The 11,510-nt window shown below is 35.5% G+C and carries 12 protein-coding genes; 4 read left to right on the forward strand and 8 right to left on the reverse strand.

The features are described 5' to 3' along the window. The first annotated feature begins 6 nt into the window (after window positions 1-6). Window positions 7-957, forward strand: coding sequence for a M23 family metallopeptidase (locus EO112_RS07205; protein WP_009353584.1), 951 nt, complete (start codon window positions 7-9; stop codon window positions 955-957). A 9-nt stretch (window positions 958-966) separates the two neighbouring features. Further along, window positions 967-1,545: a cob(I)yrinic acid a,c-diamide adenosyltransferase gene (locus EO112_RS07210; RefSeq protein ID WP_126940986.1), complete on the forward strand. Its 579-nt coding sequence runs from the start codon at window positions 967-969 to the stop codon at window positions 1,543-1,545. A gap of 176 nt (window positions 1,546-1,721) precedes the next feature. Here the strand turns inward: EO112_RS07210 and EO112_RS07215 are convergent, their stop codons facing one another. Together EO112_RS07215 and EO112_RS07220 are read right to left on the reverse strand one after the other, a co-directional pair. Further along, complete coding sequence (locus tag EO112_RS07215) at window positions 1,722-2,381, reverse strand: hypothetical protein (RefSeq protein WP_127163662.1); 660 nt, start codon at window positions 2,379-2,381, stop codon at window positions 1,722-1,724. A gap of 11 nt (window positions 2,382-2,392) precedes the next feature. After that, a complete protein-coding gene (locus tag EO112_RS07220; RefSeq protein ID WP_127163664.1) occupies window positions 2,393-4,561 on the reverse strand; it encodes a DNA topoisomerase 3 in 2,169 nt (722 codons plus the stop codon). Window positions 4,562-4,705: 144 nt separating this feature from the next. Here EO112_RS07220 and EO112_RS07225 point away from each other — a divergent pair, with 144 nt between their 5' ends. After that, a complete protein-coding gene (locus tag EO112_RS07225) occupies window positions 4,706-5,077 on the forward strand; it encodes a helix-turn-helix domain-containing protein (RefSeq protein WP_009353725.1) in 372 nt (123 codons plus the stop codon). A 2-nt stretch (window positions 5,078-5,079) separates the two neighbouring features. Here EO112_RS07225 and EO112_RS07230 read toward each other — a convergent pair whose 3' ends face one another. The 5 genes from EO112_RS07230 to EO112_RS07245 are packed head-to-tail and all read right to left on the reverse strand — an operon-like array spanning window position 5,080 to window position 10,059. After that, window positions 5,080-5,859, reverse strand: coding sequence for a hypothetical protein (locus EO112_RS07230; RefSeq protein ID WP_127163666.1), 780 nt, complete (start codon window positions 5,857-5,859; stop codon window positions 5,080-5,082). Window positions 5,860-5,874: 15 nt separating this feature from the next. Next, complete coding sequence (locus EO112_RS08300; protein WP_164723970.1) at window positions 5,875-6,039, reverse strand: hypothetical protein; 165 nt, start codon at window positions 6,037-6,039, stop codon at window positions 5,875-5,877. A gap of 14 nt (window positions 6,040-6,053) precedes the next feature. Beyond that, a complete protein-coding gene (locus tag EO112_RS07235) occupies window positions 6,054-6,794 on the reverse strand; it encodes a S26 family signal peptidase (RefSeq protein WP_127163668.1) in 741 nt (246 codons plus the stop codon). Then, window positions 6,781-8,685: a type IV secretion system protein gene (locus EO112_RS07240; protein WP_127163670.1), complete on the reverse strand. Its 1,905-nt coding sequence runs from the start codon at window positions 8,683-8,685 to the stop codon at window positions 6,781-6,783. Before EO112_RS07240 ends, EO112_RS07235 begins: the two co-directional genes overlap by 14 nt. 21 nt (window positions 8,686-8,706) lie before the next feature. Continuing rightward, on the reverse strand, window positions 8,707-10,059 hold the full coding sequence (locus EO112_RS07245; RefSeq protein ID WP_127163672.1) for a type IV secretion system protein: 1,353 nt from the start codon (window positions 10,057-10,059) through the stop codon (window positions 8,707-8,709). A gap of 24 nt (window positions 10,060-10,083) precedes the next feature. On the opposite strand from EO112_RS07245, the gene EO112_RS07250 reads away from it, so the two are divergent. Then, entirely contained in the window at window positions 10,084-10,536 is a 453-nt protein-coding gene (locus EO112_RS07250) for a hypothetical protein (RefSeq protein ID WP_038144813.1), read from the forward strand. Between the two features lie 77 nt (window positions 10,537-10,613). On the opposite strand, the gene EO112_RS07255 is transcribed toward EO112_RS07250, so the two are convergent. Further along, window positions 10,614-11,420, reverse strand: coding sequence for a hypothetical protein (locus tag EO112_RS07255; protein WP_164723971.1), 807 nt, complete (start codon window positions 11,418-11,420; stop codon window positions 10,614-10,616). Window positions 11,421-11,510 lie beyond the last annotated feature (90 nt).

Below are 11,510 nucleotides of genomic sequence, written 5' to 3' on the forward strand. Positions count from 1 at the left end.
TGTTATATGCAAATACCTAAGTGGTTGCAGTCACATCTGAAACAAGATGGTAATGACTGGAATTTGCAGTTTACAAAACAACAAATAAAGACGATAGCCATTATATTAATTGCTATTTTAGTTATCTTTTTGGGGTTTGGTATCTGGGGGATAGCGCGACAAGTAGAAGTGTTGCAATTGCGCCAAGAAAATCAATTACAAAAAGAGCAATTACGATTATTAGACCAAAAAGTAGAAGTCTTGGATAAAAAAATGAAAACTCTTGATGAGCTAGATCAAAATATTAGAAATATGATCAAAGGCACAGAGTCTGGTACACTGCAGAAAGCAGATGGAAACACCCAAAATAAAGAAGAGAAAGAGGACCCTTCTCCCAAAAGCTCAAATAAGACTTTCACAACAACTCAACTATCTGCACGTATATCTAGCTTAGATCGTCAAGCACAACGTCGTATGGTATCTATGTATACCTTATATAATGTGCTAAGAGAAGGTGTAGGCAAAGATATTAGAGAATTACAATCTTTGCTAGCCATGGAAGGAGATGCTAGTGATGCTAATAGCCACATGCCATCAATCTGGCCGGCTAAAGGCGTCATCAGTTCTACCTTTGGGGCGCGACAAGATCCTGTTTATGGTGGTGGTGCCTTCCACGAGGGGTTAGATATTGCTAATGATACAGGAACAACAATAGTAGCTACGGCGGCAGGTACTGTAACTTATGCAGCCTATGCTGGAGGGTATGGCAATTTAATAGAAATTGATCATGGTAATGGATTTATTACAAAATATGGGCATAACTCAGCACTCTTAGTACAAGCGGGAATGACTGTGAAAAAAGGACAATCCATTGCACTTATGGGTAGCACTGGTAAAAGTACGGGTAGTCATGTTCACTACGAAGTGAGGGTGAATGGTGTGGCTACGGATCCATTATTATTTTTGCCCATTCAATAGGAGGCAATTATGAAATCCTATGTACAAGTTTATACAGGTGATGGCAAAGGGAAAACAACAGCAGCCATCGGTCTAGCAGTGCGTGCTGCAGGAGTAGGAAAGAAAGTGCTACTACTTCAATTTATGAAATCTAAGGTGTACTCAGAACATGCTGTATTAGATCAATTAGACCCTATCACAGTAGAAACAGTAGGAAAACCTTTTTTTATTATTCCTGAAGGCATGAAAAGCGATGAAGAGTTGCGTCGATGGGGAGATGATGTAGTCGTGTTTCCTAAGGGGCAGCCGCCACAAGAATATAAGGATTTGATTCACATAGGTCAAGAAAGAGCTCTACAGGCTGTGGCAACAGGCGATTTCGATATTGTTATCTTAGATGAATACAATATGGCTTTGTTTTTTGGATTAATTGAAGAAGAAGAGGGGCGTGAGCTCCTAGCAGCTCGAAATCCAAATGTAGAAGTGGTATTTACAGGCCGTGGTGCCCCACAATGGCTTCTTGACGAAGCGGATTTAGTCACTGTCATGGAGTCATATCGTCATTATTATGATCAAGGCGTAGAAGCACGTCTTGGTATTGAGCATTAAGGGTAAAGAATGTTATATTCTTAGAAATATGTATCATAAATGGCTTAAAAACAATGTTTTATGATATTTTCTATATTAGATTTGACCGATATTTGACCATTCCAGGAAAATAAAGTATCTATAAGTCATTAAGAAATATAAAAGCCTACGAGGGGTATCGTAGGCTTTTATGGTATCTAATTTAAAAGTTTCACAATAAGAAATATAGCTAGTATCGAATTGATTACTGAAGAGATTATGTAGAACCAGAAGAAAAGACGAACTGTTTTAAATGGATGTTTATATTGATTAAACAATGTTTTATAATTTTGATCCATTAATTTAATTAGCAACTGGTAGTTCTTATGGCCAACTTCCATAGTTTCTTTCATAGATTGATGGGCGGCTTTGATGGATGATTCAAGTTCAGATTGTAAGAATGAATTTAGTTCTTCAACAATATCTTGACGTAGTTTTTTTATAAAAGATTCTTTGAATGTCTTTGATAGTCCACTACTATGCTTATTTAAGTTATCAATTGCTTCTTGTAGTTCATTATCTTGTTTTTGTAAAAATGCATTATGCCTATCGAAACAAGTATTGATAGATTCATTTAGTTCTTTTAGTTGGTTTCCTTGTTCATCAAAGATATGTTTAACATAGTTCATCATACCAATGTTAAGTTCTTCATTCATTGGCTGTGGTGATGAAGTTTCTGGAGGTGTTGGTTTAGAAGGGCGAAGGGTCATATCACCGCTAGATTCATCATCAGTGGTTCCAGGTGTTTCATCATCTTTTGGTTGTGTACCTTGATCTAAATCAGTATCAGGTAAGGGTTCTTCTACAACTAATGTCATATATCCTCCTTTTATTTATTAGTCGATTTCTTTTTCTTGCCTTCTGCACTATAGTTAGTATGACATGAAGGGCAGTGGTAATAGTCACCATAAGGACCTTTACAAGCGGTTGTTACCACCTGGCAAGTATCACACAGGTGGATAACTGGACCTTTTGGCGAATCCTTATAGAATACTTTTTTTAAGGTAACTGGATGATGACAGTTTGGATTTGAGCAAATATAGAAAAATCTATTTTCATTTTTAGCTTTTTTCTTTAACAGTTGACCCTCTTTGCAAATAGGACAAGGGGTTAGTTTACCCTCCACATAATCTGTTGGAAATGGAAATGTTTGAGACTCTACCTTTTTAATTATAGAACTAATCATTTCTTTTAAAATATTGATGTATTCATTTAAAGAGTATTCACCAGACTCTACCTTAGCTAAGTACGATTCCATGATAGCAGTTGATAATGGAGTGGTTAGATCTGCATGCATAATCTTAATGTATTGCTCCCCCCAAGCGGTTGGTAATAATTCTTTTCCTTTTTTAGAAACTAAAGGAAGGCAAGGATTGCCATTACTATTAGTGGAAAGTAATTCAGCAATAATTGTATCTCTGGTAGCAGGTGTACCAATACCTTTTAATTCTTTTAATTTTTCACGCAAAGGTTCATCATTAGGGATGAATTGATAGATATTAGCCATGGCTTTGATTAAAGTACCTTCTGTAAACCGTTTAGGCGGTTTAGTTTTGGCTTCATTAACGCTAATTTTAGATACCTTAGGGGTATCACCTTCTTTGAGTGAAGGTAAAATGGAATTAGTTGAATCGGAATCTGTTTCATCTTCGTCTTGCTTTTTAGTTTTGGCCAAAACAACTTTAAACCCAGGAGATACGATTTCTTTACCAGATCCTTTAAATTCCTCATCAGCAATTCCAATAGTATATTCTACTTTATTCCACTTTTCTGGAGGCATAAACTGAATTAAGTATCTCAGAGCAATTAATTCATAGATATTTTTCTCTTCTGTAGATAAGGAATTAGGCAGAACAGATGTAGGAATAATGGCATGATGGGCTGTTACTTTTTTGTCATTAAATGCTTTGGATTGTTGACTACTATCTAATAAGGAATCAATAGAAGGTAATTCTATACTGTTTCTAATTGTACCTAAAATTTTACTAGCATCATCGTGCTGTGATGTAGGGATGTAGTTGCAATCTGAACGAGGATACGATACATAGGCTTTTTCATACAATGACTGTGTTAATTCTAACACTTGTTTTGGGCTATATCCGTATACGCTATTAGCTTCTACTTGCAATGTATCTAAGGAGTGGGGTAATGGTGGTTCAGTAACACCTTCAGAATAATTAACACTTTTTACAATGGCAGGTTGATCTTGTAATTTAAGAAGTAAACCGTCTAATAAAGCTCTATCAGTCAAATAGCCATTAGCATCATAAGATTGTTTTAAAGTTTCAGATAAGACATGTTTGGCATTAAATGATAGATGATTTTGCTCAAATGTTCCTTGTAAGGAGTAGTGTTTAATAGATGTAAAGTTTTTAATTTCATGTTCTCGTTGCACAATAAGTGCTAATGTAGGTGTTTTAACACGACCAACACGAAATGATTCTCGATGGCCAAACGATTTGCTTCGATGCGTATATAACCGAGTTAAGTTCATTCCGATCAACCAGTCGGCTTGAGAACGGCATAACCCAGATTGATATAAATTGTAGTATTTTTTATTGTCTTCCAAGTTATCAAAAGCACGTGCTAGACTATCATTATCTTTGGCGTTAGCAAGCACTCTTTTAATAGGGCCTTTATAATCACAGTAGGTTAGGATTTCATCAATTAGCAATTGTCCTTCACGATCAGGGTCGCCTCCGTGAATAACTTCATCTGCTGATTGTAGTAGCTCCTGGATGACTTTAAATTGTTTAACACAGTTGGCATCTACTTTCATTAGCCATTCACTAGGAAAGATGGGGTAGGCACTCCAGGATTTAAAGGCATCACCATAATCTCCAGGCATTGCATTTTTTAACATGTGGCCAAAGGCCCAGGTAATCGTTGTATCCCCTGAGATTAGGCAACCATTTCCTTTGGTGTAGTTATCTGAAAATAGATAGGATGCAAATGCTCGGGCCATATCAGGTTTTTCCGCAATAATAAGGCGCTTCATTTTAGAGTCTCCTTTTTAATTAATATATCAATAATGATATAAAATAATTGACAAATTTTTATATTTTTAATAAAATTTCAATATAAATAGCTTAGTTATTGGATTTTAAAATATATTATATTGTTATATGGTGAGGGTTAGATAATGGACGTAAAAGATACAATTGGTACACGTATTCGGCAAGTTCGGATTGCATTTAATATGAAGCAAAAAGACTTTGCGAAAGAATTTAATATGTTTCAACCAAATTTATCAGATGTAGAAGGAGGGCGCAGACCTCCTTCACTGGAACTGCTTGTTTCACTAGCTAAACTTGGCGTAGATATGAAGTGGTTATTGCTTGGTAATGCTGATACTTCCAGTATGATGGTGGATCAACGACCTATAAACACAATGTCACTACTAGAATTAAAACGTGTTCAAATTCAACAAATGTTAACAGAGTTTGAAATGGACGAATTGTTAGTATTAGAAAATTTACTCTCTTTAATCAATAAGAAAAAAGAGAGTAAGTAATTCTATAAATCTGGCATCCCAATTGCTTTAGTTTGAACGGGTAAATCTTTCTTGTGCATTTCTGTAAATTCATTAGGATGATATGGATCAGTAGTAATAGTTTGCATATGAACACTAGCTTTTTCATGCTCAAAACGTTCTGTTTGTCGTTCTAACTGATCTTTTTCTAGCTTTTGGATTAATTGAGCGGCTTTATACTGAATATATTCTCCTTTTTGAAAGCCTTGCAAGGCTTCTAATACATGTGCTTTTTGCCCCTCTCCTCGAATCCCAGGTGTATCGTTGGAGAGGGTTTTTGTCATTGCATCCTGTGAATAGGTAATGGATGAGTTAAGTCTTGTGGATAGATTAAATAGATTATTGTTATTTGTTTCTCTTTCACCAATAACAAGCCTTGGAAACATATTGTCATTCAGTACATCTGCACCATATGTATTATTAGCGCCGTATGATGTATATGTACCTGCTTTATCAGGGTTCCCCATGATTCCATCAAGATTAGGTAATTTAAACGTAGATAAAGAGGCAGTAAGATAACTAAGTTTTGCCCCCATATTTTTTAAATTAAGATTTTTGAGCTGTTCAACCATGTTTTTAAAGACTAATCCCTGTTGGATTGTTTCACGAATACTATCAGCGAAACGTTTGGCGTCGAAAACATGATCTCCAGGATGGATAGGCATATAATGACGATGCCATCTGGCATCAATGTTAGTAGGAAAGACGGTTAAGCCTAGTAGAGTAGTAATCATGAAAGCAGATAGATATTTCCTTCCTTTCATAATCAATCCCTCCTTTTATTTCGTATTGCGATTAAATGTGATTAATTCACGAGATACTGTATTCAAATCTTTTTTAAACGTATTTAATTGAGATACTACTTTAAAACAAAATACAGAACATGTGATAGTGCTTAACAATAGAACAATTAAAAAGATTAGGAATAATAAATCAAATAACATTTCAAATTCTCCTTTCATAAAGATATTTCATTTAATTCAAATAAACTCAAAAACCTATTAATATACTTAAAGTCTAAGAGTAAAACAATTTTACCAATTTCATAGTGATTATCAATGGGTCCTAAATAACGGCTATCAAATGAGCCAACAGGTGGATTGATATATAGTTTTGAACCTTCTGGTACAGTATAGGTTCCATTAGGAATATGAGGTAATGTAGGATTAGGGTTAATCACGTAAGAAATATACATCTTATAACTAGAATCCTTTTCTGAATCAAAAGGATGTAGTGAATATTTTTCAAACTGGACTGGATCCTTTTCGTGAATTTTAATTTCTGTAGGCTCAATTGTAAAAGTGTCACCTGGTAAAGCCCGAACCATCTTAATAAGTTGTTTTCCTTCTGGCTCGATACGTCCATTATCTAAATAAATGGAATGTGGTAATCGTACTACAGTATAATCTCCATACATTGCTTGACCAGGAACACGTATATAAACTCCATGAGGTGCGCTATCTGATACGTTAAAAAATAAGACTGGAAAGAAGCTAATCATAATAGCTATGACTAAAATACTTATTAGACCCAAAAAACCACCCATAATAGCCTTTTGATGCTCGTTTTGAGGTCTAGGTATCATAATATACTTAGGTCTAACTAAACGCTCCCAAAAGGTCCTTTTTTTTGATTTTTTGAAGGGTTTTAAAGTGGGGATAGTTTTATTTTTAAAATCAGGAAACTTACGGTAGTTCAATTTGACCTCCTAAGTGTTTCATTAGTTTTTCTGGAATTTTTAAAATCAATAATGCTAATGCAATTAAAATCGTACAGAAGGTTAAGAAGGTAACTAGCTGTTCTGTAGTAATTTTGTGAGGATTTTTATGGCCAGTACTACTGTATAATTTAGAGAAGTCACGTCCAGTGATTGCTGCATAGTTAGCAAGGACTTCAGAAGTATAAGATTCTGTTAAACTGCCATAATAATAGCCAATAGCTTTTATAGTATCTCCATCCGCAAAGTCTAGTTTTGATTTAAAAATAGCAATACCTGCCCGTATATTTTGGCGTGGATCTGATTGATAGCCAGGATAGGCTTCATCAATGTGAACTTGGTTGCCATTTTCATCAATTCCATCTTGTCCAGGCATTGTTTGCATAATACCTTGTGCACCAGATCCTTGCCAATTGGGAGTCATGTGGATACCATCAATGGTATCACCGCCAGACTCATGCATGGCAATGGCTAAAATAACCGCTGGATCTACACCAAATCTTGCAGCTTCTTCATAAATCATTCCCACATAACCACCACTTGACGTGTCTGTAGGAACCCCAGTAGTTGTTTCTGTAGCGCTAACTGTAGCGGAAAACATTTCAGTTACCGTTACATCTTTTACCGCAATAGTAGTTAAACCTACTAGTACTGAAATTAGCATCAGTTTGATAGTGCTAGAAGTTAAATGGCCAACGAATCCTTCTGGAATAAATTTAGACCAGTGTAGTATTCCAAATGGAACGGTAATGATACTAAGGGCACCACTAATATAGAACTCTAAGTAACAAATCATAATATATAATGCTACCAGGATGAATATCCCTATAACTAAGAAGGTTAGGATATAAATGGGTAAAATCGTACCGATATTACTAATAAAATCTCTAGCTCCAAAGGAGGCAATCTTATTGAGTGCGGGATTAAGTAGATTTACTGCTTTTTGTAATAACAATTGTGGTTGACTGACATCGTTTAAAAAGTTAGCATTAGTACCTGCATAAGATGTACCAACTAAGGTGATAAACCCTTTAAATATAGTGTTGACTATATCTTTCCAGTGATTAACTAAGAATATAAATATTCCTAGTTTGACTAATTTAGAAAGCATCGTCATCAGATCTAGCTCAAATCCAGATAAGATGATTAGAAATACTATATCTGTTGCGAATAGAATGATTAAAAGTGCAAGAGCATAGGTGTGGATATTATCATAGGCTTTAGAGGCAAAGCCCTGGAATTTTACCATAGTATCATTGATCGAATTGCCAATACCCATTAGGGCTTGCACGTTCCAAGGTATTCCTGTGTCATGTTCGCCTGAACCGTTGTAGTCCTTAGAATATACATTCCCAGAAAGATCCATTCCTAATGATTTTAAAAATTCACCAACGTACTCAGAACCGCCACCATATGTTTCACCATTAGGATGGTATTCAATATGAGCATGTGGGCCATCAGCAACTTTAGGATCAAATCCATGAACGACCCCAATAATATCGCCTTCTTTTACAGGGACCCGTTCACCAGTAAGACCACCATTCATATAGTTGGAATCATCGCCTAAATCACCGAATAGTAAGGATTGATTTTTGTAAGGTGTATTTTCACCAAACCAGAATATGATGTGGGCTTCACCAAATCCACCCCCTACGTCATGAAGGACATATCCATCAGCAGGTGCATGAATATATGTATCATCAATGCCAATATCTAAGCCATAGTGAAAATCACTTGCACCAACATCAATACTTCTGGGACCATATCCAGATGTGATTGGACCACCTTTAAAAGGAGGTGTGATAGCAAAAACAGATATGGACGAACATAAGAGAAGTAGACTTATGCACAACAATTTTAATAATTGTTTCATGCTAAGCACCCCCTTTCATAATTAATTAGATTTTGGCTTATCTGTTTCATTTGTTGTAGGTTTAGGCGGATTAGTTGGTGTAGATGAATATGTGCTAGTAGAAGAACTATACGGAGTAGAGGTTGGCATTTCATACTGTTTATCTTTTAAATTATCAAGTCTGGTGTTAACAGAAGTTTCTACATCATTGTATCGTTCCTGTGCTTTTTGTGATAACGGAACGTTTTGCGTATTAGTCATACCCATACCCATACCAGTGTTACGTTGTTCATCAGTTTGTCGTTTCCAAGTACCATTTTCGATGGCATTTCCAGCTCGTAATAACTCATTTGTTTTATCGGCTCCTCGTAGTACAGAGGCGCCAGCTTTTGCTTTGGCCATACCAAGCATATTCTTTCCAAACTGAGCTGAAGAAGACCTAAAGGTATCCCATTTATTAACGCCTTGTACTCGTGAAGCAGCAGCTATAGCAGCTACGCCACCAATTGCTGCACCAGTACTAGAAAGTGCTTTTCCTGGTGCTGATGCTACGGAACTAGCAACACCATTGCCACTCATAGAAGGTTGGCCATTTAGCATGCCAGAGATAATGGTAGGAACTTTATATACGATATATCCAAGTGCCAAATATACCATTGATTGAACTAACATGCCCGATAAATTAGCAGTAGATATTTTTGAATAGGTGACACTAGTAGTTGTTATTAAGCCAATTAAGAAATAGATAATCATCATTTTTACACCATAATTGATTACCGTAGATACACAACGTTGAAACAAAAATGATGTTTGCTTCATTGCTGCAAATGGAATGAGTATCACTAATAATGAAGCGAAGATGTTAAACTCAATAATGACCATCATAACTTCCATAGCCATTAAAAAGAAAGAGAATAGAACTGCAATAGTAGCCATTATACATCCAAATAAGGTTGATAAACCTCCAGCTGTGAATATAGATATTTTTTCCATTGCTGTCCAAACATCAGTGAGAACTGTTAGAGAATATCCCATTATATTTGCTGGTGTTGTGATTTTATCAATCTCAATAGCAGTACCAGCAGCTATAAATCCCCATTGCTGAAATGAACGTATAATGATGCTATTGATTTCAGGCATATGCTGTATAATAAATAAAAGAATACCTACTTTAATAAGCTTAGAAATTAACTCCTGCATTCTCATAGAACCATTATAGATAGACCAAGAGAATACAATATCTAAGCCTACGAAAACAAGTAAAAGTGTGATAGAATAAGGGAGAAGATTAAGATAACCGATGACTGAGCTTTCTCGAAAAAAATCTATCATTTGATCGAGAGCTTTAAAGGCGGTTAAATCTGTTAAAAAATTTGGACTTGGAGCAGGGGTCATATATACCTCCAGAAAGGATTAACTATGAAACGGATGAAAATTTTACTGTTATTAGTTACTGCAATGTGTATTATGTTGTTAGCTGGTTGTGGAGAACAAGAGAAATATAATACGACTAAAAATGAAGTTCTTACACTTATGCAACAAGCTGAATCTATTGAGGTTCCTGATTTACAACCGTTAACAATGGAGCAAGCAAATCAAGCCTACGAAGATACAGTAAAAAAACATGAATCTGTGGATAAGCAAATCCAAGATAAATTAAAATTAATGGAAGAGTATGCTGTAAAAGAAACCACACTAAATAACGATTTAATAGCATTAAAACGCAATATACAAGAGAAAAATGATACGTGGAATAGAATAACTAAACAACAAATATATATAAAGAAAATGGCGGATGAAAGTGCTAAATCAACATTAGCGCCAGATCCATGGCAAACACTAGTTAAGAAACGAGCAGAACAACAAAAATAAATAATTACTATTAGAGGTCTAACCATAAGGTTGGACCTCTTTTATGTTTAATAAATACTGGTAAAATAAATGAATAATTATAGTCCAATCCAAGAAGAATGGCCTCTTTGTTTAATCAGTTTTACCCAAGGGTCTTCCCCTAAAGTGCTACTTGCAGCACTCTTAGATTCAGAATTTATTGCATTAATGTTAGCTTCAATTCTAGACTTTGTAGCAATCTCCTCGTTTTTCTTTTCTTGCAACTCTTGTGCCTCTTTCAATGCAGCTTGTTGACCAGTTAATGCAGATAGAATACTGTTGATGCCGTCAATTCTACCTTTTACGGCGCTAATTCTATTGCCAATTTGAGCAGATTGTTTGGCGCCAATGGCTTTGTCAGACATCTTAACTAGGTCGCCTAACTCTTTCGTTGCATCGGCCACCATTTGTGTATATTGATGATATTTTTGTAGGGTATCTATATTACTTTTAGAAAGTATGCTCCAGCCATTACGCTTGGATGCCTGGAGGGCATCTTGGTTGGCAGCAAGGTTTGTGGTGGTGCCAATTTCTGGGAAAGACTTGGAAAGAAGGTCTTTGATTTCATTAGTACTAAGACCGCCTTTTTCAGACCATCCTTCTTTACCAATTCCTTTATTTAAATCACCCAGGATACTTGTTTTACTATTAATCGTATCTGTAATTTTTTGTATACCACCATCAAATTTAGCAGTTAATTTATTCAATTGTTCTTCAGGCCAGGATTTTAATTCCTGTAATTGTAATTGAATTTGTTGTGCAGTATTCGTTACCACTTTCACAGTTTCAGCCAAAGTTTTTGCTTGTTGCATAATGTTAGATGTATCTATTACAGGGATTTGTGCATGACTAGGAAGTGTAGACATACCTAACATAATGGATGTAGTGATGATTGATAATTTTATACTTTTAGGGATATACATACATTCTCCTTTCTGGCTCCTACACGGTAGATA

It is taken from the genome of Veillonella sp. VA141 (assembly GCF_003992175.1).
Lineage (GTDB): Bacteria > Bacillota > Negativicutes > Veillonellales > Veillonellaceae > F0422.